At 35.8% G+C, this 26,570-nt stretch carries 32 protein-coding genes and 1 pseudogene; 3 read left to right on the forward strand and 30 right to left on the reverse strand.

Going from position 1 to position 26,570, the window contains the following annotated elements; translation table 11 throughout:
• Window positions 1-51: 51 nt before the first annotated feature.
• The 6 genes from celB to A9Q68_RS04520 form a co-directional block, all read right to left on the reverse strand.
• Complete coding sequence (gene celB / locus A9Q68_RS04495; protein ID WP_071793502.1) at window positions 52-1,389, reverse strand: PTS cellobiose transporter subunit IIC; 1,338 nt, start codon at window positions 1,387-1,389, stop codon at window positions 52-54.
• A 26-nt stretch (window positions 1,390-1,415) separates the two neighbouring features.
• A complete protein-coding gene (locus A9Q68_RS04500; protein WP_071793503.1) occupies window positions 1,416-1,940 on the reverse strand; it encodes a hypothetical protein in 525 nt (174 codons plus the stop codon).
• A gap of 26 nt (window positions 1,941-1,966) precedes the next feature.
• Window positions 1,967-2,281 carry a PTS cellobiose transporter subunit IIA gene (locus A9Q68_RS04505; RefSeq protein WP_071793504.1) on the reverse strand — a complete coding sequence of 105 codons (315 nt, stop codon included), beginning with the start codon at window positions 2,279-2,281 and terminating at the stop codon, window positions 1,967-1,969.
• 10 nt (window positions 2,282-2,291) lie between these two features.
• Window positions 2,292-4,259 (reverse strand): BglG family transcription antiterminator, encoded by a 1,968-nt coding sequence (locus tag A9Q68_RS04510; protein ID WP_071793505.1) that lies wholly within the window; start codon window positions 4,257-4,259, stop codon window positions 2,292-2,294.
• A gap of 60 nt (window positions 4,260-4,319) precedes the next feature.
• On the reverse strand, window positions 4,320-4,637 hold the full coding sequence (locus tag A9Q68_RS04515; RefSeq protein ID WP_206281798.1) for a PTS cellobiose transporter subunit IIB: 318 nt from the start codon (window positions 4,635-4,637) through the stop codon (window positions 4,320-4,322).
• Between the two features lie 160 nt (window positions 4,638-4,797).
• Complete coding sequence (locus A9Q68_RS04520; RefSeq protein ID WP_071793507.1) at window positions 4,798-5,112, reverse strand: hypothetical protein; 315 nt, start codon at window positions 5,110-5,112, stop codon at window positions 4,798-4,800.
• 160 nt (window positions 5,113-5,272) lie between these two features.
• On the opposite strand from A9Q68_RS04520, the gene A9Q68_RS04525 reads away from it, so the two are divergent.
• Together A9Q68_RS04525 and gloA are read left to right on the forward strand one after the other, a co-directional pair.
• Window positions 5,273-5,935: an NAD(P)H-dependent oxidoreductase gene (locus A9Q68_RS04525; protein WP_071793728.1), complete on the forward strand. Its 663-nt coding sequence runs from the start codon at window positions 5,273-5,275 to the stop codon at window positions 5,933-5,935.
• A gap of 12 nt (window positions 5,936-5,947) precedes the next feature.
• On the forward strand, window positions 5,948-6,328 hold the full coding sequence (gene gloA / locus A9Q68_RS04530) for a lactoylglutathione lyase (RefSeq protein ID WP_071793508.1): 381 nt from the start codon (window positions 5,948-5,950) through the stop codon (window positions 6,326-6,328).
• Between the two features lie 59 nt (window positions 6,329-6,387).
• Here gloA and smpB read toward each other — a convergent pair whose 3' ends face one another.
• From smpB to A9Q68_RS04635, 20 genes are all read right to left on the reverse strand, one after another.
• Window positions 6,388-6,855: an SsrA-binding protein SmpB gene (gene smpB / locus A9Q68_RS04535; RefSeq protein WP_071793509.1), complete on the reverse strand. Its 468-nt coding sequence runs from the start codon at window positions 6,853-6,855 to the stop codon at window positions 6,388-6,390.
• 3 nt (window positions 6,856-6,858) lie between these two features.
• Window positions 6,859-9,210, reverse strand: coding sequence for a ribonuclease R (gene rnr / locus A9Q68_RS04540; RefSeq protein ID WP_071793510.1), 2,352 nt, complete (start codon window positions 9,208-9,210; stop codon window positions 6,859-6,861).
• 87 nt (window positions 9,211-9,297) lie between these two features.
• Window positions 9,298-9,534: a preprotein translocase subunit SecG gene (gene secG / locus A9Q68_RS04545; protein WP_071793511.1), complete on the reverse strand. Its 237-nt coding sequence runs from the start codon at window positions 9,532-9,534 to the stop codon at window positions 9,298-9,300.
• Window positions 9,535-9,578: 44 nt separating this feature from the next.
• Window positions 9,579-9,725, reverse strand: a complete 147-nt coding sequence (gene rpmG / locus A9Q68_RS04550) for a 50S ribosomal protein L33 (protein WP_071793512.1) — start codon at window positions 9,723-9,725, stop codon at window positions 9,579-9,581.
• On the reverse strand, window positions 9,722-10,924 hold the full coding sequence (locus A9Q68_RS04555) for a multidrug efflux MFS transporter (RefSeq protein WP_476713172.1): 1,203 nt from the start codon (window positions 10,922-10,924) through the stop codon (window positions 9,722-9,724). The genes rpmG and A9Q68_RS04555 overlap by 4 nt, the downstream gene beginning before the upstream one ends.
• 290 nt (window positions 10,925-11,214) lie before the next feature.
• Complete coding sequence (locus tag A9Q68_RS04560; RefSeq protein WP_071793514.1) at window positions 11,215-12,729, reverse strand: helicase HerA-like domain-containing protein; 1,515 nt, start codon at window positions 12,727-12,729, stop codon at window positions 11,215-11,217.
• An 88-nt stretch (window positions 12,730-12,817) separates the two neighbouring features.
• Window positions 12,818-13,483, reverse strand: coding sequence for a membrane protein YczE (yczE, locus tag A9Q68_RS04565; RefSeq protein ID WP_071793515.1), 666 nt, complete (start codon window positions 13,481-13,483; stop codon window positions 12,818-12,820).
• A complete protein-coding gene (coaE, locus tag A9Q68_RS04570) occupies window positions 13,477-14,079 on the reverse strand; it encodes a dephospho-CoA kinase (protein WP_071793729.1) in 603 nt (200 codons plus the stop codon). Before coaE ends, yczE begins: the two co-directional genes overlap by 7 nt.
• Window positions 14,076-14,897, reverse strand: coding sequence for a DNA-formamidopyrimidine glycosylase (gene mutM / locus A9Q68_RS04575; RefSeq protein WP_071793516.1), 822 nt, complete (start codon window positions 14,895-14,897; stop codon window positions 14,076-14,078). Before mutM ends, coaE begins: the two co-directional genes overlap by 4 nt.
• A 204-nt stretch (window positions 14,898-15,101) precedes the next feature.
• Window positions 15,102-15,401 (reverse strand): bacteriocin immunity family protein, encoded by a 300-nt coding sequence (locus A9Q68_RS04580; RefSeq protein WP_071793517.1) that lies wholly within the window; start codon window positions 15,399-15,401, stop codon window positions 15,102-15,104.
• A 135-nt stretch (window positions 15,402-15,536) separates the two neighbouring features.
• A complete protein-coding gene (locus tag A9Q68_RS04585) occupies window positions 15,537-16,169 on the reverse strand; it encodes an ATP-binding cassette domain-containing protein (RefSeq protein ID WP_071793518.1) in 633 nt (210 codons plus the stop codon).
• Between the two features lie 602 nt (window positions 16,170-16,771).
• Window positions 16,772-17,602: a hypothetical protein gene (locus tag A9Q68_RS04595; RefSeq protein ID WP_071793520.1), complete on the reverse strand. Its 831-nt coding sequence runs from the start codon at window positions 17,600-17,602 to the stop codon at window positions 16,772-16,774.
• A 54-nt stretch (window positions 17,603-17,656) separates the two neighbouring features.
• Window positions 17,657-18,046 carry a hypothetical protein gene (locus A9Q68_RS04600; protein WP_071793521.1) on the reverse strand — a complete coding sequence of 130 codons (390 nt, stop codon included), beginning with the start codon at window positions 18,044-18,046 and terminating at the stop codon, window positions 17,657-17,659.
• A gap of 182 nt (window positions 18,047-18,228) precedes the next feature.
• Entirely contained in the window at window positions 18,229-18,705 is a 477-nt protein-coding gene (locus tag A9Q68_RS04605) for an NUDIX hydrolase (protein ID WP_071793522.1), read from the reverse strand.
• A gap of 120 nt (window positions 18,706-18,825) precedes the next feature.
• On the reverse strand, window positions 18,826-19,725 hold the full coding sequence (gene era, locus A9Q68_RS04610; protein ID WP_071793523.1) for a GTPase Era: 900 nt from the start codon (window positions 19,723-19,725) through the stop codon (window positions 18,826-18,828).
• A gap of 21 nt (window positions 19,726-19,746) precedes the next feature.
• Window positions 19,747-20,148: a diacylglycerol kinase family protein gene (locus A9Q68_RS04615; protein WP_071793524.1), complete on the reverse strand. Its 402-nt coding sequence runs from the start codon at window positions 20,146-20,148 to the stop codon at window positions 19,747-19,749.
• Window positions 20,129-20,626 carry an rRNA maturation RNase YbeY gene (gene ybeY / locus A9Q68_RS04620; protein ID WP_071793525.1) on the reverse strand — a complete coding sequence of 166 codons (498 nt, stop codon included), beginning with the start codon at window positions 20,624-20,626 and terminating at the stop codon, window positions 20,129-20,131. The genes A9Q68_RS04615 and ybeY overlap by 20 nt, the downstream gene beginning before the upstream one ends.
• A gap of 114 nt (window positions 20,627-20,740) precedes the next feature.
• Window positions 20,741-21,313 carry a uracil-DNA glycosylase family protein gene (locus A9Q68_RS04625; protein WP_071793526.1) on the reverse strand — a complete coding sequence of 191 codons (573 nt, stop codon included), beginning with the start codon at window positions 21,311-21,313 and terminating at the stop codon, window positions 20,741-20,743.
• A gap of 26 nt (window positions 21,314-21,339) precedes the next feature.
• Window positions 21,340-21,813, reverse strand: a complete 474-nt coding sequence (locus A9Q68_RS04630) for an NUDIX hydrolase (protein ID WP_071793527.1) — start codon at window positions 21,811-21,813, stop codon at window positions 21,340-21,342.
• A 43-nt stretch (window positions 21,814-21,856) separates the two neighbouring features.
• The gene (locus tag A9Q68_RS04635; protein WP_071793528.1) at window positions 21,857-22,936 is read right to left on the reverse strand and encodes a PhoH family protein; all 1,080 of its coding nucleotides are present in this window, start codon (window positions 22,934-22,936) and stop codon (window positions 21,857-21,859) included.
• A gap of 50 nt (window positions 22,937-22,986) precedes the next feature.
• Here A9Q68_RS04635 and A9Q68_RS04640 point away from each other — a divergent pair, with 50 nt between their 5' ends.
• Window positions 22,987-23,637 (forward strand): helix-turn-helix domain-containing protein, encoded by a 651-nt coding sequence (locus A9Q68_RS04640; protein ID WP_083426023.1) that lies wholly within the window; start codon window positions 22,987-22,989, stop codon window positions 23,635-23,637.
• A gap of 527 nt (window positions 23,638-24,164) precedes the next feature.
• Here A9Q68_RS04640 and A9Q68_RS10555 read toward each other — a convergent pair.
• The 4 genes and pseudogenes from A9Q68_RS10555 to A9Q68_RS04650 all read right to left on the reverse strand — a co-directional run.
• The gene (locus tag A9Q68_RS10555) at window positions 24,165-24,629 is read right to left on the reverse strand and encodes an ATP-binding cassette domain-containing protein (RefSeq protein ID WP_165605223.1); all 465 of its coding nucleotides are present in this window, start codon (window positions 24,627-24,629) and stop codon (window positions 24,165-24,167) included.
• Between the two features lie 2 nt (window positions 24,630-24,631).
• A complete protein-coding gene (locus tag A9Q68_RS10560; RefSeq protein WP_165605224.1) occupies window positions 24,632-25,327 on the reverse strand; it encodes an ABC transporter ATP-binding protein in 696 nt (231 codons plus the stop codon).
• A gap of 2 nt (window positions 25,328-25,329) precedes the next feature.
• Window positions 25,330-25,587 (reverse strand): hypothetical protein, encoded by a 258-nt coding sequence (locus A9Q68_RS10565; protein ID WP_083426026.1) that lies wholly within the window; start codon window positions 25,585-25,587, stop codon window positions 25,330-25,332.
• Window positions 25,588-25,692: 105 nt separating this feature from the next.
• A pseudogene (locus A9Q68_RS04650) lies at window positions 25,693-26,526 on the reverse strand (oleate hydratase); the annotation flags it as partial.
• Window positions 26,527-26,570 lie beyond the last annotated feature (44 nt).

The raw sequence follows: 26,570 nt of genomic DNA on the forward strand, positions 1-26,570 counted from the left end.
AAATACCTTAATCCACAGTGTGAGTCAAGGTATTTTTTAAAATGCTACAGATTAAGCAATTGATGCTGCTTTAGATGCTGCTTCTCTTTCTTCAGCTACTAATTTATTGTCATAGTATTTGAAGAATGGGAACCAGATAGCACCTGAGATAGCGAAACACGCAAGTGCTAAGATAGCAGCTTTGATGTCACCACCAGCTCCGATGAAGGCACCAAACCCAATTGGAGTTGGCCATGGTGTTTGAACGATAGCTTCTTTAACAATGTTCAAGTTGATAACAATGTAAGCGAAGACTGCAGTTGTAACAGGTGCAAGAATAAATGGAATTGCAAGAATTGGGTTATAAACGATTGGAAGACCGAAGATAAGTGGTTCGTTGATGTTGAAGATTGATGAACCGATAGCGGCACGACCTAAAACTTTCAATTGTTCTGAACGAGCAAGGAAAGTCATGAATAAACATAATGCAAGAGTTCCACCAGAACCACCCATTGTTACATAAGCGTTTGTGAATTCACCAGCGAATGCGAAGTGAGCACCGTTTACGTTTTCTGCCATGTTAGCAAGAAGGATTGGGTTAACAAGACCCATAACGATGTTGGCACCGTGGATACCAACTAACCACAAAGCATGAACTAGGAAGTAGATAACGATGATACCACCAACAGAGTTGGTAATATTTTTAACGAAACCGAATGGAATAGCGATTACTTTATAGATATCTGTACCCATCATGATGAAAGCACCATTGATGAAGATAACTGTAAGAGCTACTACGAATGCAGGAATCAAAGCTGTAAATGAACGAGAAACTCCTTCTGGAACAGCTTCAGGCATTTTAACAACCCAGTTTCTAACAACACAGAGACGGTACAATTGAACTGCTAAGATAGCCATAAGGATACCTGTAAACAAACCAGATGTTCCTAAACGCGCTAAACTGTCGCCACCAACTGTCCAACCATTGATAGTTGTTTCAGATGCAACAAGTGTCATAGCACCTTTTGTAAATGTTAATTCAGGAATAGTCATGAAGAAAGCAAATACAGAAAGGATACCACCATTCATTGGGTCAAGGTTTAAACCATCTTCTTCTGCATAGATTTTAGTATATTCATTACCAATAACGAATGCGAAGTAAAGGGTTAAAATACCCATTGAACATTTGTAAGCGAGCAAAGTAAGTGCGGCAAATTTATCAAATGATCCTGCCCAGATACCTGCTAAGAATGGAAAGGCTTGAGGAAGAACTCCTAAAACCAAGAAAGCTGAACCAACGATTGTTAGTGGGATACTGGCCATCCCAGCAGCAACAATGGCACGTACAGGACGCCAAGTGGATACTTTACCCATTGGGCCCATGAGGTACTTCTCTAAAAATTCAAACATTAATCTTACCTCCTAATTTATTTACATTAATAATGTTTGCTAAGGTTAAGTGATTCCAAATAACGATTAATACGAACGTATTGTTTATCCTTATTGGTATCGATACGGTTAATTTTGACTAGCATCCAAAAAGCAAGCAATGCTCCAGCTGCTAAGAGAGATAGGATTACCATCTTACTTGCAAAGGAAGTATTAAAGAATGGATATAAACTAGCCGATTGACCAGCAAGGGTCATTATCGCCAAACAACTATTAACCGCGATAGTTGTTTTAAAGAAAGCCTTACTAAATTTTGCTTCTTTTTGCTCGATGGTAAACATTCTATATTGTTCCCACATAGCTAATGCAGCAAAAAGTCCTAATAAGACTGGTGCAACAACTGTAGCTGAAGCTTTTGATAAATAGAGCAGGATGCCCCAATAGAGATTAGCAAAAACAAAGAAGGTAACCACGTACCGAACCATAAAATAACGTGTGTAATACATTGATTTTATGGCATTAGTTTTCCGCAATTCTTCAACTTTTGCCTTGTCCTTTTCTTTTGTATTCATCTAAAACTCCTTCTCAGTATCAAATCTTAGTTAACTTTTTTATAAAGTTCTAACATTTCAAGTGCAACTTCACGTAATGTCATTGTTGTCATTAAGTGGTCTTGTGCGTGAACCATAATAATTTCAATCTTAATTTCAGTACCACCAGCATACTCTTGTAAAAGTTTTGTTTGTGCTTTGTGTGCTAGTAATAGTTCTTCATTTGCAGCTTCAAGTAATTCGGCTGCTTTATCATAGTTTCCTTCACGCATTGCTGCGAATGCTTCATGAACAGTAGTTCTTGAATTTCCACTGTTCAAGATAATTTCAAAGGCTGCCATTTGCAATTCATCGTTTGTCATTAATACTCTCCTATTTCATGTTTAATAATATGTGTTTAAATGTTTCGAAATCCCGACAGGCGATTAGTTTTTCTTTTGTTTCTGGACTTTCAGTCAAATCAACAATTAATCGTGTCATTTCAGCCAAACCTTCATTATTGTAAATGGAAGGTGAAACGAGGAAGACTAATTTGATGGCTTCAAATCCCTTTTCCCAATATATTCCAGTCGGAATAATGGCAATCCCAATTTTTCCTTGTTTATCGACTGCTTTCAGAGGATGAGGTACAGCAATGTCTTGATCAAAGATAACCGTACTCATTGACTCTCGATTAGCAATTAATTCTTTCATGGAAGATTGGTATTGGTCGTTTTCATTTGAATCCAAGGATCTTATCATTTGTGACAAAACGGATTCTTTATCACTCTGTTCAAAAACTGTAAAGTAATCTTTTGAAAAATAGTGATCAAAAATGTTTGCATCTGTCATTTTTTCATTGGTATGATGGCGATGATGATGTTTGCAATCTAGTTGTGCTAATTGATCCTTAATTCGCTGAACTTCGTCATCTTTTAAGAAGACACTAACAGTAAATACCGGAACAGAGAAAACTAAATTTGATAAATCAATGGTTGAGATAATTAAGTCGATACCTTCTAATTTCTCATCAGTGATATCATAATAACCAACTAAATTAACAACATTCAATTGTCTACCCAATTCATTTTCCAGACGCATTCTAAGCATCTGAGCACTGCCGTAACCAGTAGCGCAAATAACTAGGGCATTCAACTTATTATTTTGATAAAAGCGTTCAATGCCAGCTAATAAATGTAAGGTGACATAGGCAATCTCATCATCAGACAAATGAAAATCTTTAAAATATTTCAACTTACTCATCAAACTTCTTGAGATTAAGTAAGCTTCCTTATATTGTTTTTGGATATCATCTAATAGTGGATTATCTAAACGAACCTTATTTCTCACACGTTCAAGTAAGACTTCTAAGTGTTTTAACAATCCTTCGATGAAAGTAAAATCCTGACTGAATTGATAGCCGTAACGGTGATCAATTTCAGTTGCTGCTTCTACCAGGTCTTGTCTCAATGAGATTTGATCGAGGCTATCAGTATTCTCAGCATGGATACTTTCTGAAATTAAATGAAGGGCAATATAATTGATTTCCTCTACTGGAAAATTCGTTCCAGTAACATGCTCAACGCGTCTTAAAATATTTTTCGCTACTAAAATTTCCGTTTTAAATTTCTTTTGGTCAATTTTTAGTTGCGATATTTTAAACCCATCGTTAACCCGAGTGATCGCTAAAGCAATATGGACAATCAGATTCTGGATTACAAAATCAGATAATTTTAAATATTGACTTCTACACTCATCTAAAACAATGATGGTTAATTCTTCAAAACTAATTGGTAATTTAAAGAAATCATCTCCAACATATTGGTGGATATTCTTCAAAAAATAACCGCTAAAGAAGTAATCCATAATAAAATGGCGCTTATCATGTTCGGCACCACTAACATAAACTCCCTTGTTTGCCCGACTTTCAATTTTCAAATCGTATTTGGCAAATTCGTGGCGAATTTTTTTAAAATCTGAAGATAAGGTGGATCGACTCACATAGAGTTGATCCATCAAATCTTCAAATAAAATATATTCTTGCTCAAAAATTAATTTATTAATGATGAAATTGTGACGATCATTAATATCAATATTTTCAGTACCGACTTGGATATTATTATCAGAAATAACGTTTAAATAATCTGATTCTTCTTCCAAGATGAGTTGGTAACCATGACCTTGTTTAGAAATGATTTCTAAACCTTTTTCATGATCAATAAAGGAAATTAGTGACTTGATATAAGTACGAACAGTACGATCTGAGCAATCTAAGTGTGCTGCCAGTTCCTTACTTGTCACGAATTCTTCTCGCTTGTGGTATAGATATTGTAAGATAAGTTTTTCTTTTTGGCCTAACATCATGTCTCCTTTGGAAAATCTCTTACCTTAATTATACTAAATATTTAATGAGAAGATAAGTTAGATATTTTCTTTCACTAAAGCAGCCATTTTTTCAATACCCATTGGGATTGGAATATAAGCTTGAGGAGGAATTTGAACAACAGGTTTGCCAACTTTTGCACCAGCATCAGAGAACTGTTTGAAATGCATTTTTGTTTGAGGACTTACTAAATAAAGATCATATTCAGATGATGCAATACGTTTTGCTCCTTCTGGTACACCAACTGCATTCATTTCAACTTCAACACCTTGCTCAGCAAGCAAAGTTTGAGTTTTTTTAGCAATAAGTGATGATGACATGCCTCCGGCACAGATAATTAACGCTTTAGTCATAATGACTGCCTCCTATAATGTGTTTTTATTTACAATTTAATTATAGGTGTATCCGCTTTCAAAGGCAAGCTATACTATTTCCGTATCAATACGGAAATTGATGACCTTGCTTTTCTTTTTTTCCGTAAATAAAAAAGCAAAAGCCTTAGACTTTTACTTTACCTTATATTGTCGCTTGTGAAACGATGACTTGATTTAGAGTCAGATGAAATTCTTTCATTAAGAATTCCTTTAGTTTAATCGCACTTAGTTGTGTTTCCACGGAATAAGCATCTTCATCTGGATTTTTTGACAATATCGTCATTTTTTCTTTACAAGAATCATAACGGTCTAAATCAATTGATCTTGCCAGATTTTTAAAATGGATAATGTAGTGATGACCTTTTTTTGAACGATTTCTCAAATTACCTCGAATAATAATAAAAGTCAAAATCAAAAATAAAGTCAGAGAAGATATAATCAAAAGAATTTCTAACATAAGAAAACCTCTACATAGAGCAATTTTGTTCTATTTATTATACCCCTACCTGTAAGCGTTGTCAATTTAATTTTATAAATAAAGCTTTTAAGTCATTTTTTTGTTTATGTCTTTTCATTATGCTATCATTATTTTAGTAAATACTTGGAGGTAGTTAATGATGGATGACATCAGAAAAGTAATCGCAGATGCATATTATTTCCGCACAGCGGTTCGCGTCTATAATGACCGAAAAATCCCTGATGAGGATTTAAATCTGATACTAGATGCTGCTTGGCGAAGCCCTTCTTCGGTAGGACTTGAAGGTTGGCGCTTTGTTGTCTTAAACAATGAAGATATCAAAAAAGAGATTAAAGAAGTTGCTTGGGGTGCTCAATACCAATTGGAAACGGCCAGCCACTTTATTCTCTTACTTGCTGAAAAAAATGCTCGCTATGACGGTGATTCCATGTATCAAAGTTTAGTTCGTAGAGGTATCCCAGATGGTGATGGCATAACAAGTCGTATTAAGACCTATGAAGATTTCCAAAAACGTGACATGCATATGGCCGATAACCCACGCGCCCTATTTGATTGGACTGCCAAACAAACTTACATCGCTCTTGGTAATATGATGACTAATGCAGCCCTTATGGGGATTGATTCCTGCCCAATTGAAGGCTTTGATTATGATAAAGTCAATGAAATCCTTGCCAAACATGGCGTACTTGACCCTGAAAAAGAAGGTATCGCCAGCATGTTATCCCTTGGTTATCGCTTAAGGGACCCTCGACATCCACAAAACCGTAAACCTCGAGAACACGTTATCACCTATTTTGATTAAGGAGAAATTATTATGAAAGCATTACATACCTGTATACGCGTTAAGGATTTAGAAGCCTCTGTCAACTTCTATACACAAGCATTTCCCTTTAAAGAAACACGTCGTCGTGATTTTCCCGACAAACAATTCACCCTTGTCTACTTAGCCCTAGAAGGTGAAGACTATGAATTAGAATTGACCTATAATTACGACCATGAAGCCTACGATTTAGGAAATGGTTACGGACATATTGCAGTAGGTAGTGACAATTTTCAAGAAGACCACGACATGCATGTCAAAGCTGGTTATCCCGTCACTGATATTAAAGGTTTAACAGCAACATCAGCTTCCTACTACTTCATCCAAGACCCAGATGGCTATAAAATTGAAGTCATTGATATTAGTAAAAAATAATTGTTCTGAAAATAAAAATAAGACCTAGAAGTCATTTTTGATTTCTAAGTCTTATTTTCTTATCTACTATTTATACTTTTCATGACACGTTTGATATCACGGTCCTGCTCCTTGCGTTTGAGGCTTTCGCGTTTATCATAGTCGTGTTTCCCTTTAGCCAACCCAATCAAAACTTTAGCAAAGCCATCTTTGAGATAGACTTTGAGCGGAATCAAGGTCATACCGCTGCCTTTAAGCTCGTTTTCTAAGCGCTGGATTTCTCTTTTTTTGAGTAATAGCTTGCGCGTTCTGTCAGGATCTTGATTCCATATATTGCCATTTTCAAAGGGGGCAATATGGACATTGACCAACCAGGCTTCACCATGTTTGATTTGGGCAAAGCCGTCCTTTAATTGGATCCGAGCTGCGCGAACACTTTTAATTTCTGTCCCAGTTAAGACGATCCCAGCTTCAATGGTTTCGACAATATGGTAATCGTGACTTGCTTTTTTATTTTGTGCCAGTAAATTTCCCTGACCTTTTGCCATAGTTTATCCTTTCCTTTTCTTTTTCTTCTTGGCCGCATCTTTATAAAAAGCTTTTTGAGCTGTCTTGCCTTGGCCGTTTTTAGTTCTTAAGTGGCCTGACTGATTGTTACGGTCATTGGCATCTTTTAAAGCAGAGCCATTTCGGTTTCCTCTTGAAGAACCAGTATTACGTTTACCTCTTATGTCACTCTTGTCTGGCTTAGCCATTTTTTCCACCACATCAAAGCTACTTGGAAGATATTCAAAATCAATATCGCCTGTTTCTTTGTCAGCTCTCACTAACTTGACTTGGATAGATTGTCCAACCTTGAAGACTTTGCCTGACTTCTCACCTTGTAGACTCATGGTCCGCTCATTATAGTTATAGTACTCAGGCAAACTTGTAACATGAATCAGGCCTTCAATGGTGTTTGGAAGTTCAACAAAGAGTCCAAATTTAACCACGCTAGCCACAATAGCATCAAAGGTTTCGCCAACATGTTCTTCCATGTATTCGGCTTTTTTCATGGCTTCAACCAAGCGTTCAGCATCAATAGCACGTCGTTCTAAACGAGAGGATGATGTCGCTAATTCTGGAATGACTGCAGCAAAATGCTCGCGTTTGTCATCAGTTGCTTGGGTATATTCACGAATCATCCGGTGAACTAACAAGTCGGGATAACGACGGATTGGACTGGTGAAATGAGTATAATATTCTGCTGCCAATCCGTAATGTCCATGATTAGTTTCTGAATAGCGAGCTTGTTGCATAGAGCGTAGTAGCATCATATTGAGTACTTCTGCTCCGGGTTGCCCCTCAACTTTAATCATGAAGTCTTGGAGTGCTTCCTGGCTAATTTTAGTAGCTGTCCCTTTGATTTGAATGCCAAAGACACTAGCGTAATCAATAAATTTTTGTAATTTTTCAGATTTAGGTTCTTCATGGACACGGTAAATGAATGGGTATTTGGCCCTTGAAAAATGTTCTGCCACACACTCATTGGCCGCCAACATAAAGGACTCAATCATCCGCTCAGCGATTCCTCGCGTGCGAACAACGATGTCAACAGGCATCCCTTTATCATTAACAATAATACGTGCCTCTGAAGTATCAAAATTAAGGGCTCCCCGTTTAATGCGCATAGCCTCAAGAATCTTATGTAGAGCTACCATATGGTCAACTGACTCTTTGATTGCAGCAAACTCTGTCAACGTCTCTTCATCACCAGCAATCATGTCGTTAACAGCCGAATAAGTCATTCGGAAAGTCGTATTAATTACTGATTGACAAATTTGATGGTTAATAACGTGACCATTAGCATCAATTTCCATAATAGCAGATTGGGTTAAACGGTCCACATTTGGATTTAAAGAGCAAATACCATTAGACAATCGTTCCGGTAACATTGGCACAACCCGGTCAGTAACATAAACGGAAGTTCCACGTTCGATGGCTTCTTTGTCCAAAGCAGAGCCTTCGGTCACATAGTAGGATACATCGGCAATATGAACTCCGAGTTCGTAATTACCATTAGCCAATGGCTTGATATGAATAGCATCATCCAAGTCCTTAGCATCTGCCCCATCAATGGTGAAGGTAATTTCTTTGCGTAGATCAATCCGTCCCACTAAATCTTTATCAGATGGTGCATCTGCAATGGCATTAGCTTCCTCTAAAACAGCATCAGGAAATTCAGAAACAATATCCATTGATTCCAAGACTTCTAAGACATCAATCCCGACATCCCCTTGGTGACCAACAATATCACGAACATTTCCTACAAAATAGTCATGACCACGCGTTGGGTATTTTTCAATATCAACCTTAATAATTTCAGTTCCATCTAAGACAACAGGTTCTTTTTTAATATATATTTTTTGTTGCACTTTCTGGTTTTTAGATTTAATATAACCAGCATATTTTGGCTTATCGTCATCTAAAATAAATTTACCAACAACTGTTTTTAAGGCTCGCTCAACAATTCCAACAACCTTTGCTTCAGCTGCTGTTCCTTTAAGGCGATCAGCTGGCTTTTTAATCGCCACTTCTACTAAGTCACCGTCGATAGCGTAGCCGATATCATTGCGACCGATAAACATATCATCTTCAGTATCACTAACTTGTAGGAAGCCAAAGCCAGCTTTATTGGCACGAAAAGTTCCTTGCACCGTAATCAGCTTTTTTTCTTCTCTTGGTTTCCGTAAACTGATGCTGCCATCATTATCGAAACGTAAGAGACGCTGACTTTCCATTTTGGATATTTCTTTAATTAAACTAGGGAATTTTTGCGCCCCAGCCATATCTAAAGCAGCCGCAATGGCATTAATATTGGACTTGCCGTTTTCCTTTAGATAGTTAATAATATTTTCTTTCATAAAACCTAATTTCTATTTCTTTAAGTGTACGACTATTTGTCAATCTCATAAAAAAATGAGCTAGACTAACTCTGTCAAGCTCACTCTCTATTTACTTGATAAAACAGCAAGCACAAGTGCGATAGCTAGCCAGAAAAAGACTAGAATTGCTGTAAAGCGTTGCATGAATGCTTCAAAACCACGAGCTTTTGTCCGCTCAAATAAAGCTTCTGAACCACTGCTATCAAAAACATTACTGCTTGGGTTCTTTTGTGGTTGCATAAAGATAGCAATCACTAATAAAACTGATAAAACAAGCAATACTGTGAGTAGTAAGTTGTACATGTTTATTCCTCCACTATAGTCTTCTCATTTTAGCACAATAATCACTAAGATTCAACATGTAAGGTTACTTTTCTCTCTTTTGGACAATACTTGGGAACCTGAATTTTCTCAGGATGATTGGTCTTGTTTTTACTGGTCAGATAATTCTTACTTCCGCACTCGCTACACTTTAAATTGATTTTAACTCTCACACAATATCCTTAACCTTAATAAATTTTCGAAAATTAATAACACACCAAACAAGATTGACCAAAACGATGGCACTTGTGACAAAGAAGACGGACCTATAACCTAAAAGGATAGCCACATTTGATCCAATGAAAGGACCGATGACTTGGCCAATATTCATAAACATTTGATTAAAGGAGAAAATCCGTGAAATGCCTTCTCGTGGTGTTATTCGAGTCAGCAAGGAATTAATGCTTGGCATTAAGGCACCGACACCAAAACCATAAGCAAATCTAAGAAGTCCCAATTGTAAGCTAGTGGTTGCTAAAGCAGTAAAGAAATACATAATAAAACTGTAAAAGAGTGCCATCAGCAACATGCGATGATTACCGATTTTATCCCCTAGTTTACCTAAAGTTGAACTACTTAACAAACTGGAAACACCCATTGCTGAAACAATCAGACCAGAAACAAACATCAGATTTTCAGTCTGACCTAAATGCCTAATATACAAGGTCAAAATTGGAGCTACCGATTGAGCTGAAATCTGGATAATCATACTGGTTACAAAAAGACTAACCATGATTTTACGACTCTTGACCCGTTTTAAAACTAAATGCGTAGGAACTACTTGAGACTTAGTAATAGGTTGAAAATCTTCCTTAACAAAGAAGATAGTCATTATGGTACAAATCATAAGAATGAGACCCACTAAGAGGAAAACTAGCCGAATCCCAACGAGTTCTGCTAAAATCCCACCGATTAGGGGACCAATCAGCATACCAGCCGTAACTCCGGTCCCAAGCGTTCCAAGTGCATAACCAGTCTTATCACGGGGGATTTGACTAGCAATCAATGCCGTCGAATTAGGGACGTAACCAGCAAAAACACCATTTAAAAGCCTTAGAATAATTAGCCAATGGACATTGGGAATAAAGGCTAGGCCACCCATAGTAAAAGTCATCATTAAGGAAGCACGAACCATCATCGGTTTTCGACCATAGCGATCCGCTAAGCGCCCCCAAATGGGAGCAAAAACAGCCGAAGCAAGGGCAGAAATAGCTACTGCTAGCCCTGCATACCACTCTATTTGATTCTTAGCAACACCTAAATTTTCTACAAAAAGTGGCATAAACGGCATGACAAGCGAAAAGCTTGCCCCAGTAAAAAAGGTACCGAGCCAAGCCACTTTCAAATTTTGTTTCCAATTTACGGTTTCTATTACATTTTCATCAATAAGACTTCACTTCTTTCCAAAAAAACGCTCTTACTATTATAACATATTTTTCACAAAGATTTAAGGAAACTTTTAAATCAATAATAGAAAAAGTAACTTTCCAAATAAATAGAAAGGATATTTTTGAAAATCATTTTATAGCTACAGGTTATTGCTCACTGACAAAGGAAAGCCAATCAAACAGTAACAAAGCTTTCTGATTACTTGCATAAGATAACAAAAAATAATATTGTCAAAATCTATTGTTTACTAAACAAATTAACGTTATTCACTTATTACTTACGAAGGGAACCTAATAAGCCACGCACCAATTCACGGCCAATTGTTCTTACGGCTGTGCTAATGAAAGCATCTGTCGCTTTTTCAACAACGGTTTTACGTTGGCGTCCGCCAGTACTTCTTCTAGCTAAGCGTTCAGCTTCAATTCTGTCTCTTTCAGCTGCTTTTGCAGCTTCTTTTTCGGCTTTTTCTCTTTCCTTAGCTAATTCAGCCTCTTTGGTAGCTGCTTCTTCACCTAAAACTTTGGTTGCCAGTTTTTCGTAGGCTGATTCCCGGTCAATGGTCTGACTGTATTTGCTTTGGAAGGGCGACGCTTGAACTAAGCTTTGCAATTCCCCATCAGTCATCACATCAAAGGAACTCTTAGGCGGCATAACAAAGGCCCGTTCCACTATACTTGGTTGTCCTTTGTCATTTAAGGCTGAAATTAGGGCTTCACCGACTTCTAATTCTGTGATCACTGTTGCGACATCCAGCTCTGGATTTTGGCGGAAAGTATCAGCAGCCACGCGAACGGCTTTTTGTTCTTTAGGCGTATAAGCACGGAGGGCGTGTTGGACACGATTACCTAATTGGGCAAGGACTGTTTCTGGTAAATCCAATGGATTTTGGGTAACAAAGAAAATTCCCACACCTTTTGAACGGATTAAACGAACGATTTGCTCTACTTTTTCAAGGAAAACTTTTGGTGCATCATTGAAGAGTAAATGCGCTTCATCAAAGAAGAAGACCATTTTTGGCTTATCAATATCTCCAACTTCTGGCAACAACTCATATAATTCAGATAGCATCCAAAGTAGGAAAGTGGTATATAGAGTTGGCGAGTTGAACAATTTAGTAGCATTTAAGACATTGATGGCACCTTGACCACTAGCCACATCCAACTGAATAAAGTCAGCAAGTTCCAAAGCCGGCTCACCAAAGAAGAGCTCTGCTCCTTCTTGTTCCAAGGTTAATAAGCTTCGTTGAATGGCACCAATTGATTGCTTGGCAATATTGCCATATTGACCTGAGTATGCACTGGCGTGATCAGAAACTTCTTTAAGAATTGCCTGCAAATCTTTAAGGTCAATCAGCAACCATCCACGCTCGTCAGCAATCTTGAAAACAATATTAAGAACGCCTGTTTGCGTATCATTTAAATCCAAAAGACGGGATAACATCAACGGTCCCATTTCAGAAATGGTCGTCCTTACGGGTTGTCCTTTTTCACCAAAAACATCCCAGAGTCGAATTGGAAAGGCTTGGGGACTGTAATCCGTAATTCCTAATTTATCGAGTCGTGCTTGTAATTTATCATTAACTTGACCAGCTTTAGCAAGGTTACTTAGATCACCTTTAATATCTGCTAGAAAGACCGGTACACCAGCTAAACTTAATTGCTCAGCCAAAACCTTTAAGGTCACTGTCTTACCTGTTCCGGTTGCTCCTGCAATCAGTCCGTGACGGTTGAGCATATTTAATTGAAACTCAATTGGCGTTTTGCCTTTTGCAATGGTAATAGTTGCCATAACTACCTCTTTCTTATCTCCGCAAATCCCGAAGTTTTAGCACTTTATATTAATCAATTATATCACAAAATAGGGAAAATCAATTCTGCTAGCCTTTGGCTGATTCGTTCTTGTTTAAGTGGGGAAATAGCTTAAAGATACAGTCCAAACTGAGCTGCATAGCCCATCCCACCCCAAAGGCAAATAACAGAGTCCCAAGTCCTAAGGTCCCGCCTAAAATGTAACCAAGGAGGGAAACTGTTCCTTCGATTAGTGTGCGGACAATGGCCACGCGCCAACCAAAGACATAACACAAGCCAACTAAGAGGCCATCACGAGGCCCCGCCCCCTTATGGGAAGTCAGGTATAGAGCAGAAGCTATCCCTACGATGATGACGCCCGCTATGGTCAAGTAAATACGACTGATAAGGCTTGTTGGAGTTTCAAAATAGCTGACCATCTGACCAATGACAAAAGCAATGACGATGATATTGAGGACCGTCCCTAGGCCTGGCTTAATATGAAGAGGAATCCAGAGGAAAAGAATTAGACTGCTGATAATGAAAGTCATCCAGCCCAGGTCAATTTGAGTCGTCTGGGAAAGGCCAGTCGATAAAACAGTCCAAGGTGCAGAACCTAAATTGGCAATAACCAGAAAGGACTCACCGACCCCATAAAGAATTAAGCCTAGAATCAGAACAAGAATGGAAAGTGGCTCAAGAGACCAATAGGTCTTACCTGTCCAAGGAGTTAAGGGGATCATTTTTTTCAAGATTTTTCTCCTCCCTCCAGCTCATTCAAAGCCTGATCAATCTGCTGATAAAGGGCAGGCAAATCACCACTATTATCAAAAATCCGGTCAGCAAATACCTTTTTATCCTCCAAAGGCATCTGACTGGCTAAGCGTACCAGCGCTTCCTCCTCAGAGTAATTGTTACGAGCCATTAAACGGCTGACTTGGATATCCTTTGGCACGAAAACCAACCAAATAGCATCAAACCACTCTTGATAGCCCAACTCTATTAATAAGGGAATATCCATGAAAAATATGGTCTCAGTCGCAGCCAAGCTATCCTTAGCCTTTTTCAATTCTTGGTGGATAATCTGATTTTGAATCTTGGCAGAGAGGACCCGATTTTCTGGACTCGAAAAAATCATGGCAGACAACTTAGGTCTATCCAAATTCCCATCCTCAGCCAAAATATCTGGGCCAAAGTTCTTTACCAAAGCTTCATATAGACGACCACCCTTAGCCTGCAAATCATGAACAACTTGGTCCGCATCTATCACTGGATAGCCGGCCTGACGCACTTGCTTCACTAAAGTTGATTTACCCGAGGCAATACCCCCAGTGATTCCAATAATTGTCATATCTTTTGACACTTGGGACAAAAATGCGTCCCTCTCCCTCCAACTTTTATTTTCATAATTTCTGTACCACATCGCGGACAAGGAGCTCCATTTTGTCCATAAACCTGCAAATAATCTTGCATAGACCCATTCAGCCCCAAGGTATTTTGGTAAGTCCGAATGGTCGAACCACCTTTCTCGATGGCAAAATTCAAAATAGCAATAGTCTGGTCGTGAATGCGTTTGATCTCAGCTTTCTTTAATTCTAAAGCCGGACGCAAAGGATGAACTTTTGCCGCCCAAAGAACCTCATCCACATAAATGTTACCCAGGCCAACCACTAATTTCTGTTCCAAAAGCAAAGGTTTGATAGGTTTTTTGGATAATCGCAGAGCAGTCTCAAATATTTTCAGCTTAAACTCATTCTTGGTCGGCTCAGGACCAAGCTTTCTCTGACTGAAGTACATATCAAGCCCATCCCGAGCGAGCAGTTCCAGGGTGCCGAATTTACGCACATCCTGATAAACCAAAGTTGAGCCATCCGTAAAATGGAAAAAGAAATGAAAATGCTTATTTTGCGGAATTCCGCCCTCAAAAAGCAAGTACTTGCCTTCCATGCGCAAGTGAGAAATCATGGAAAAATCACTAAAATGAAAAATCAAATACTTGCCACGACGACCAATAGAAAGAATTTCTTGGCCCATCAAATCGCCAGCAAAAGTGTGCGGATCGGAAACAATCATCTTAGGCACATTTACAGTAACCGATTTAACCACTTTTCCAATGACTAATTTTTGCAAGCCCCGACGAACTGTCTCTACCTCAGGTAATTCTGGCATGATTCCTCCTTGTTTAAGTCATTATTTTTAGATCCAAAATGTTAAAAATGACTCTCTTGATTACAATCATTTGGGATTAAAATCGCCTAATACCGAAATGACATTATTACATCTATTATAACACGATAAAAGGAGAGCTGAGCAATGAAAAAAGCAAGCCCCTGAGTGATGACTTGCCTATTTTTTTGTGACATAAAAATATGACTAATAACCATAGCGGATATTGGAAATCGCCCGCAATTGCTTCAAATAGTTAGATTCTTGTGGTGTCATGGAAATCTTTTCTTCTTTAAGAACTGAAGCAATTTCAACATTCAGCAGACTGAGAATTAAAGGCACCGAAGTCCCATTTGATTGCAGTTCATCGCGGTATTGACACAATACTTTTATAAAAGTCTGACTAGGATTATTCCCTTTTGAATGCGAAGCTATCAACAATTCAAGAATTGTCACTGCTTCTTCTTTTCTATCTTTACCACCTGAAAACCATTTTAAATAGGACATAGGTTACTCCTTTTTATAGATATAAATAATTAATTTTATAACAAAATTAATTTATATTAATTTAATGTTAATTATTTTATCGCTATTTTTATTTTTTGCACTAACAAAATATTGTCGACTCCAAAATATTAGTCTTTAATAGTTTTCTAAAACAATTTTCCCTTCTTGCACATGATAGATTGTGTCACATAAATCGTCTATATCACTTACATAATGAGAAGTCATGATGACAAACCCTTTTTCTTTATGCTTTCTTATGAGTTCTTTAGTGATATCAACACTTTTTGTATCAAGTGCATTCATAGGTTCATCCAAAATCAGAATTTCTGGATTATCCATAAAAGCTTGAATAAGAAGCATTTTCTTTCGAGTTCCAAGGGACAAATGCTTATAAAGTGTATTCTTATATTTTTTGATTTGATAGAGATTTATCCAATAATCTAAATCAATACACTGACTGTTTGGACATATTTTTTTAATCAAGTTTAAGTTCTCTTCTAGAGTCAGATGACTGATAAAATCTTGATTCCCAAGAACTAAACCTGCATGTAATAATGTTGAATTATTTTGTCCAATCTTTATTCCATCTTGAATGACAGTTCCATGATCTAATCTTATTAACCCTGAAAGAGCTCTTAATAGCATAGTTTTTCCTGAACCATTTATACCTACTAATCCATAGACATGATAATTCGAAAATACTAAATTAATATTATTTAATATTGTCATTTGGCCTTTTCGTATAATACCGTCTTTAATTTCTAGCAAATTGATACCTCCAATAAACATTCAATAATAGGTGAAGAAAAATGACAAATAATAAAATAGCAATCTCCTTAACTAGGATAAACCGAAGCAAAATTTCTAAACAAATTGCTATTAATACGAGAACATTGTTTGAAATATAATATGTAATTAAAAAATAGCAAATACTATCTACGAAAAACCATGTCAGTAATAAGAAAGTTAAGTTTAGGATTTGTTCTATATCCTGAAATAATATCAACGTAATACTATAAATACAAATAACTTGAAGGATGAATTCCTTTAAATACCAACTTGTTATAAATCTATAAATAGAAATCTGAAACCTTTGATGATTGTTACAATGAGCTCGAATCATTGTCTTTATACCAATAGATAATTCAGCCATAAATGCATATGTTGTTAAAAAACTTGAAACAGATAATCCTAAAATCATAATTAGTTTAAGAAAACTAAGCTCTTGACTATTTATCGAAATAAATGGATTAATTAATTGAGAGGCGACTAAACTAGCAATATCTGAATGCGAAAACTCGTTATAGTGAGTCAATAAAAGAAAAGACATAGATAATGTCATGATAAATTTAGTGATGTAATAAGGGAGTTTATATAATTTCATATGAATTTTTATATTTTATGATTAAAAAGATGATAGCACATGGTAAATAGGTAGCAAAAACTTGCCACAAAGTAATATCCCCATAAGATGTCATCATAATATGAGTCATTGGAACTAAGTAAAAGGGAAGAAAGCTATATAAAATTGGTGCAGTTCCCCACATAAATAGAAGATAAACTAGTGCTGATTTTGTAAAATAATTAAAATAATCAATTATATTAAATATTAAGAATGACTCTACTAATAGTGCACAAGACTTCACAAAAAAATAATAAATCAGATAATTAATGGTATTGGTTCCAAAAAAATAATAAATCAGATAATTAATGGTATTGGTTCCAAAAAAATAAAGAATGGAATTGTTATTAAAATAATATTCAATTCCACTTAAATCAAATCTGCCAATTCCTTTTGAAACAGTAATGATAAAGGCTAAAATAATTGTAAAAATAAACACACTTAGTAAGGCTAACATAATCTTTAGTTTTTTTATTGTGAGAGAATAGTATAGTGTCCTGCCCAAATAATAACGACAATACCTATTTTTAAGGTAATAATAAGCATTTCCAATAAAAATAATTAACAAGGGAAACAAAAAAGCTTGGTAAAAATTATACTCAAAAAGGGTATTATTTAAAGATAAAAGACCATAAAATATTTTTAGCTTTACCGATTCTCCTTGAATTTTGGCAATATCCGCAGCACTGTCATCAAAAGTCAAGATATGAATGAAAGCTTGATTATAGATTAATAAAATAAATAGTAAACAGATCAAGAGATATGTTTTTTTATATGGCAATAATTTTAGCGTAATCATTTTTTCTCCTTTAGAATATCGGGAATAACAAATATTTTATTTTTTTAAATCAATTTATTTTGAATCTGGAGACCAACTTCCATCTATAAAGAAGCCTTTATCCCAGAAGTTTTCTCTAGCTAAGTTCAAATTATAAATATAATTACTTTTCGCAAAGTTCGTGTAAACACCCCTCTGACCAGTCCAGGTCATATCGATATCACTTCTTCTAACGCCCTCAGAATTTGCCAAGTAATGTTTAACTCGAATCTGCGGGTTCTTTGAATCTAAGTTGACAACATAATAACTGTCAATTATCTTTTGCAAATATCCTGTCCCAGTGAACGATGGGGTGATTCTAAAGTTTGATAATTGACCAATTTGTCTTGCACCAGCAAAGACATTATTTGTTGTAGCAAAAATGCTTACTAACAATAAGAAGAGACTTATCTTACGTATTATCATAAAAACTTCATTTCTGTTCTTTTGTTATTCCCTTAACTATCAATTCGAAAATATTTTTAATAAACTTATTTTATTATCATTTAATGAGTGAGATATATTTTATCATGATGCTATTTTTTTTGACTATAAGACAAAAATTTCAACAAAAAAACACAACCATTCAGCTGTGCTTCTCGTTATTCTTACCACCCTAGTTTAAAAGTGTTGTTAAAGTATTCCTTTAACATCAGTCTGTGTTTGTCTGATATATTAGCTAGAGAGTGAATGTCATCTTTTGAAAAGAATTTTAATTTTAGAGTCTCTTCGTTACTAAAATCGGTAATTTCTATACTCGACTTTGCTTTAACTTCATATAAAAAGACAACTGTTTGGACTTGATCGCCATTGGGGTAGACTTCACTAAAATTACTGTAGACGTTGAGGAAACGTGTCGCCTCAACTGGAATGCCAGTCTCTTCAAAAAATTCTCTTTGACAAGTATCCACAGTGCTCTCACCTAATTCCATGGCCCCACCTGGTATTGCCCATGTCTTTTTATCTCCTCTTAACTGGAGTAATATTTGTCCTTTTTCATTTTCTAAAATTCCACCTGCAAAGGTCATGATGACTTTATCATGACCAACTTTTGACCGCAGATAAGAGATATAATCTTTTTTCATCTTTGCTCCTTATATAAAAATACCTTTAAGCCGACTTGACTTAAAGGTAACTTTATTTTTCAAATTTTAACCAAGAGACTTTTAATGCGACATCTAATTGTTGCATTTCGAATTACAATATCAGTATTCTTTTTGATTATAACCAAAGTCGGCTAGGTCTAGTTTTTTGTCGCGCCAGTTCTTTTTGACTTTGACCCATGTTTCTAGGTAGACTTTGTCACCTAACATGAGTTCGATGTCACGGCGGGCCATTTTGCCGATTTTCTTGAGCATTGCTCCTTGTTTACCAATGATGATGCCTTTTTGGCTGTCACGTTCAACCATGATGGTTGAACGTATGTGGACTTTATCGGTGTCCTCATCACGTTTCATGGATTCTATCACTACTGCGACTGAATGGGGGATTTCCTGTTGTGTTAAGTGTAACACTTTTTCACGGATCATTTCTGAGACCAAGAAGCGTTCTGGGTGATCTGTTATTTGATCAGCTGGGAAATATTGGAAGCCCTCTTCTAGGTTGTCTGTTAATAATGACATTAGGGTTGGAATATTGTTGCCCTCTAAAGCTGAGATTGGAACAATTTCCTTGAAATCCATTTGACTTCTAAAGTCATCAATTTGTTCTAAGAGTTGATCTGGATGGACTTTATCAATTTTATTAATAACAAGAATAACGGGAATCTTGGCATTTTTTAGACGTTCCATAATCATTTCGTCGCCTTTTCCACGTTTTTCGTCTGCTGGTACCATGAAGAGGACGGTATCAACCTCTCTTAAAGTACTGTAGGCAGACTCGACCATGAAATCGCCAAGTGCTGTTTTGGGTTTGTGAATCCCCGGCGTGTCAATGAAGACGATTTGCTCTTCTTCTGTAGTGTAGATACCCATGATTTTGTTACGGGTTGTTTGTGCCTTATCACTCATGATGGCAATTTTTTGCCCCATAACATGGTTCAAAAAGGTTGATTTGCCGACATTTGGTCGACCTAGAATGGCTACAAAGCCTGATTTAAATGACATAGTTTCTCCGGTTTCTAGTATTTAAAAGATGAGTGCCCAAATTTTGGGTGCAAAAATGATAATTCCTGTGATAACAGCATATAAGGACATGACTAAAACAGCCCCTGCTGCCATATCTTTTGCTTTCTTAGCTAACATGGAAAAGTGATAATCACTGGCCAAATCAACAACATTTTCAACAGCTGAATTGACAATTTCAAAGGCGATAACTAAAAAGATGGCTAAAAAGAGGAATAACCATTCAATGGCTGAAATTCTTAGTAAGATTCCTCCTAGAACTGCCACCAAGGCTGATAACAGATGACTTTTGAGGTTGCGCTCCTCTTGCACCGCAGTCACAATACCAGTCAATGCAAACTCTAAGCTTGAGGTGACCGTTCTATTTTTCCATTTACGTTGGGATTTATTGTCTTGTAAGGCCATAAGCAGTCAAAATCTCTTCCTGTAGTGTGAACATTTCTTTTTCTTCTTCTGGCGTGTAATGGTCGTAACCATTAATGTGTAAAAATCCGTGAACAGCTAGAAAGCCCATTTCTCTTTCAAAAGAATGACCATATTCTGCAGCTTGTTCTCTGGCTTTATCGATTGAGATAAAAAGTTCTCCAATATAGGCGTCAAATTCTGCCAGCATCTCTGCAAATTCAGGATTTTTTGCCAATTCACTTTCCTCAAATAGAATTGGTTTTTCAGGTTTATATTCCAAAGAAATAACATCCGTTGGACGATCAGTATCCCGATATTCCAAGTTTAATTCATGACTACGTTCATTGGTCACGAAAGTCACAGACATTTCTTTTTCTTCTTTACCGGTTTTTTTAGCAGCAAAGTCGAGCAAATCTTTTGTTTGCTCCATAATCTCTTGCGAAACCAAACCCGTTTCGTCAATCATCTCGATATACATAAAATCTTCTTTCAATTGCTTTTGTCAGTCCATTATACCATAAGACTAGTTAAAAGGGGAGTTTTGCTTAATAGTCAAGGATTGCCGGTCAATATTAAATATTGTGCAACACCTCTATTTCAACAACCTAGCCACACGCTTTTGAAGTTGAGGAACCACTTGTTCTTCAAACCAGGGATTCTTCTTCTGCCAAATTTGATTGCGTGGTGAAGGATGAACCAAAGGAAAATAGTCAGGCAGATAATCCTCAAAATGCTTGACCGTCTCTGTTAAGTTTTTCTTCTTGGATTTACCCAAATAATGGTTTTGAGCATACTGACCAACTAGAATCATTATCTCTAGTTCTGACAAAGTCTCTAAAATAGGCTGATGCCATTTGTTCGCAAAGCCCTTACGAGGAGGTAAATCTCCTGACTTGCCTTTACCAGGATAGTAAAAATCCATAGGCAATATGGCAAACTGATCCGAATGGTAAAAGGTATCGTTGTCAACACCTAGCCACTCCCTTAATTTAAGACCACTCCGGTCATTCCAAAAAATCTTAGTTTCCTGAGCAATGATACCAGGAGCCTGACCAATAATTGCAATCTTTGCGGCTTTAGGTGCTGAATAAAGGGGTTCAATGCCCTGCTCAGTGTATTGCTTATTCTCCTTGTCATCCATAATAGCTTTGAAAATCTTATCCATAGAGCATTCCTTTCTGCTTATTGAGCTTAGTGTCCTAGTTTAAATTCGCCTGAAAAAAAATCTTCTATGATGACTTGATGTTGCCTAGTTGCTAGTTCAAGTATTTTTATATCATCTTTCGAAAAGAAAGCTAATTCTAAGGTTTCATCATTTTTTATGCCATGAATATCAAAAGGGGAGGTTGATTTTACTTCATAAATAATTCCTACAGTCTGTGCCCTATCTCCATTTGGAAAAATTGTTTCAAAATTTGTATAAACATTAAGTAACTTAATAGGCACAACTTTAATTCCAGTTTCTTCATAAAATTCACGGATAAGGGTATCAACAGAAGATTCTCCCAGTTCCATACACCCTCCAGGTAATCCCCACTTATTCATATCTGCACGCTTTTGCAATAAAACTTGACCCGCATTATCTGTCAAAATTCCTGAAGCAAAAGGTAATAAAATAGAATCTTGACCTACTTTTGATCTAATATATGAAACATAATCCGACATAGCATTCCTTTCACAAAAAGCCCTTCCAAAGAAGAGCTTACTTTTATTTGTCAATTGGCTTTTCAGGCAATTCTCCAATCACTTCATAAGAGGTCAAACCCGATTCTGCTGTAGCATCCTCTTGATTTTCCTCTTGAGAATGGCTGGCGCTAGCTTGTAGCTCGAGATGAGCTTTGCTTTCATAGGCTTTGATGATATCCGCAACAACTGGATGGCGCACCACATCAGCCGCTGAGAAATGCACAAAGTCAATGGCTCTGATCTTAGCTAGTTTTTGACTGGCATCAATCAAACCTGACTTAACATTTTTCGGCAAGTCGATCTGACTGATATCGCCATTAATAATCATTTTTGAGTTAAAGCCAAGACGGGTCAAGAACATTTTCATCTGCATGATGGTCGTGTTTTGCGCTTCATCAAGAATGACAAAAGCATCATCTAAGGTACGTCCACGCATATAGGCAAGTGGGGCGATTTCAATGATTTCCCGCTCCATCATTCTAGCCGTTTGTTCTTTCCCTAAAATTTGATAAAGGGCATCGTAAACTGGTCTTAAATAAGGATCAACTTTTTCCTTAAGGTCTCCAGGCAAGAAACCTAAACTTTCACCAGCCTCAACTGCTGGACGGGTTAAAATAATCCGCTTAACTTGACCACGCTTGAGAGCATTAACAGCTAAAGTTACCGCTAAAAAAGTTTTCCCTGTCCCTGCAGGACCAATTCCAAAAACAACATCGTGTTTTTTGACACTATCGACGTAGACTTTTTGCCCGAGTGTTTTCACACGAATTGGTTTACCACTACTGTCCTTGATAATCTCTTCTTCATAAAGGGCAACAAACTTATCAATAGTTCCTTTTTCGGCCATTGATAGAGCTGTGACAACATCGGAAGTATTAACCACCATACCACGATTGACCAGAACTAATAAAGCTTGAACCGTTAACCGCGCCAACTCTACAGCTTCTTGATCATCACCAATAATTTGGACACGCTCAGTCCGAGCATGAATAATAATATCTAAGTGATTTTCAATTAACTTCAAATGGCGTTCATTACTACCAAAAAGTGACAATACATCATCAGGATGATTTAAAGCAATCTCAACTGAATATTCTTGCAAATGCGTCTTCCTTTTCTTCCTTGTTATAGTTTCATTATAACAAAAAATAAATGGAAAAAGGTAAATTTTCATTTCTATTAATGCGTGAGAAAATAGGACTAACATGTCTATTGACTCATTCTTTAGCATCTTATATGATTACTTTTAAAGAAAATCAATGTAATGGAGTTGTAAATATGAAATTTGGTTCTAGCTTTCGAAAATTAAGAAAAGAAAAAGGCATCAGTATTTCAACATTAGCAGGAGAATTTATTTCAAAATCTCAAATATCTAGATTTGAAAGAGATGAAAGTGAGATTTCCTTTCAAAAACTCTTTTACCTGTTAGAATCTATTTCCATTTCACTAGAAGAATTCTTAATCATTTCGAATAATAATGAAATTTCAAATTTTAAACAGTTTATTAGCCAATTACAGGAAGCAGAGTTTAGCAATAATATTGAGTTTTTAAGAGAGCTATATCACCTAGAATCTAAAAACTATCAAAAATCATCCTCAAAATATCATTTCTTAAATATGATTATGATAAAAAACTCCATGTTAAAATGCGCAGAAGTCATTAGAATTTCTGAGTCTGAAAAAATCTTTTTAACAGAATATTTATTTACGGTTGAAACATTTAGTTATTATGAATTAATCATATTATCTCGTACTGAATATATTCTAGATTTACATGTGCAAGATAATTTATCGCAGAAATAATAAAACATTTGAATTTAAAGAAAACAAATATTGAAAAACAAGGGCTAATTCTTCAAGTACTTTTAAATAGTATTAAAATCAATATTAAAAAAAATAGATTACATAAAGCACAAAATTATATTATTGAAACTCAGAAAATTCTTATTCACAGTCAGTTTTATTCCGAGAAAATAATTTTTAATTTTTAGAAGGATATTACTATTTCCAGAATGACCCAGATAGGGGGAGAGAAATGATGGAAAAATCTTTAGACTTTTTTTATTTTTTGATGAGCGAATGCATCATTACTATTTTGCTCAATACTTAAAATTAACTAATCAATAATGATCGAACATGGATTTCCAAATAAAATATCGGATTGCAAGAAATGGTTTAAATCATATATATTTATTTTTTCAATCTCAAATATTATTTATATTAATAACATGATCAAATTTTTGCAAAATTTCAGGTCTTTGATCATGGGTTATTACAATGATAATGACATCCTTATGACTAACGATATAGTCTATGATTCTCGTAGCATTTCAAGGATCTAAATTGCTAGTTGGCTCATCAAAAATATAAACTTGATACTTTTTAGTTAATATTCTACTTAAATCAATTCGTGGTTTTTCGCCTAAAGAAACATCATTACTATCTTTAATATTCTTTCCTAAAAAGTCAGAATCTAGACCTACGACCAATTTAAAATCATTCAAATTTTCCAATGAGTCATCTCTGCCTAAAATAATATTTTCTTGAACCATACTTGCAAACAGGAAATCATTTTGACATACAAAACCAATATTTTTATATAAGTTTTGTGGATTAATCTTAACTAATTCCATATTGTTAATTGAAATTGTCCCATCATATTCATTCTTGTCAAAATACCCTAAAATCATTTTTACTAATGTAGTTTTGCCACAACCAGAATTACCAACAATCACATAACTATTATTTTTTATAAATGAATATGAAAAATTTTGGAAAAGTTGTTTTTGATTCAATGTCAGACTAATATTTTGACATTCAATTTTTTTATTTCTAGATTTGCTAACTCGCAATTGTTATTCTCAACGAAATCAAATATTTCATTGAGCCGACTTCTAATCTTTTTGGTAGAAGTCATTTGATTATGTTGATGTAAGATGACTTGCAAAGGATGAAATACACCATTTAAAATTTGAATGCTAGCAATCAAATTTCCTAAAGTTATTTGTTCAACCCATATAAAATAGATACCAATGACCATACAAAACATCTGCGATGGAAGACTGATAATTTGTGTAAAAATTTGAGAACTTTCTTTACTAAAAAAGTATTGTCTTCGGATAGTTTCAAAATGTTGATTTACATCCTGGCACTTATTTTTAATGAAGTTTTCAATCTGTAAAAGCTTACTTTGTTCAAAGCTTTTAAGAAAGTCACTTATCTCACGTAAATAAACTTGACTAACTGTAGTCAGATTATTTGTCATTTTAGTAAAGTATTTTCCTGGTAATTGGGATATTAATATTGAAAATAGTGAAACTAAAATAAAAGACAAAGCCATTTTCCAATTAATCAGGAAAATAATAATTAAACTTACCACAACTGAAATAAAATTTTCTAAATATATACTTAAGTTCTGAACAAAATGATTTAGGTATTCATCTTTCCTCCTTATATTATTATTCGAAATTTTTTGAGAAAAATAGCTATCCAAGATTATTTTTTTACTTCTAAAATAATATTTTTTCCATAAATCGTTTTTGCATACTCATAAGAGATTGAGCATATCACCCATACAAATAAGACCAGGGCACAAAAAATGATTTTTCCATAATATTCTTGATTTGAATGTCTGATTAAATCAAAAATGGAACCTAACTGTATCGAAAATAGTCCTAAACAAATCGCTGATATAGAACTGGTTATGATGACGATTGTAAAAATCATGCGCTGCTTTTTATAAATAGTTTTCATTTTGTCTCCTTTATGGAAAATTTTATCGCATTAACATAAGCAAATACTATTTTTCCCATATTGGGGACAAAAAAAGAGGAGAAACTGACTTCTCCTCTTGCTTTCTTATATTAAATTAGCTTCTTTCAAGAGTTCTTCAACAAAGGTGCCTTTGATTTTCTTGAGTCCGATTTTGCGGATCAATTGTGGGATTGGCAGATCCATATCTTCAACTTTATGTTTGTCATTGAGATAATAAACGGATTTCAAGAGTTCACGGATATCATAGGTTGAGTTAAAGACTTCCGGTACGCCACGTTCCACATCCAGCAACATATAGACAGCTTCCATAGCCGTTCTGATAGAGTATTCTGTAGTGAAAACAGTGTCTCGTGATGGGGATTCCGCAAAGTTACCAATAAAGGCTAAATTGACAGAACCATTAGGGATAACATCTGGTCGGTCACCTTTCAAACGGGGCATAAAGTAACTTGTGATGTAAGGCATGTAAAACGGTACTGTATTAACATTTTCCTGACTAGCCAAATCCGAAATCTTATCTTCGGGAACTCCCAAATGGTATAAGAGTTCTTCTGTGATTTCCTTACCACAACAGTCTTCAATTTTTTTCTTGACGTAGTTTCCTTCTATGTTGGAATAAAGACCATAAATCCAAGCAATGGTTTCATTAGGATTTTGTTCTTTAAAATGCGGTTGACGGTGGATGGCAAAGCTCATCAACCAATTGTAATCAGTGATGGTGATAATACCGCCAGAATTCACTTTCCCATCATGTAAATCACGCTTAGTCAGGCGTTCAATATATGGTTCAATAGCTGGCGTCTTGATAGTTGCGGTAGCTGAAACAAACCATGATTCAGCAGGTAAGTCCTTGTAGAAGACTTTTGGATGACCAAAGTCTTCCGATTGAGCGGCTAGGTTTTCCCATAAATTCCAATTACTCCTATCTCTCATGAACTACCATGAAAAACCGTAAAATCTTA

It is taken from the genome of Streptococcus bovimastitidis (genome assembly GCF_001885095.1).
GTDB classification, from domain to species: Bacteria; Bacillota; Bacilli; order Lactobacillales; family Streptococcaceae; genus Streptococcus; species Streptococcus bovimastitidis.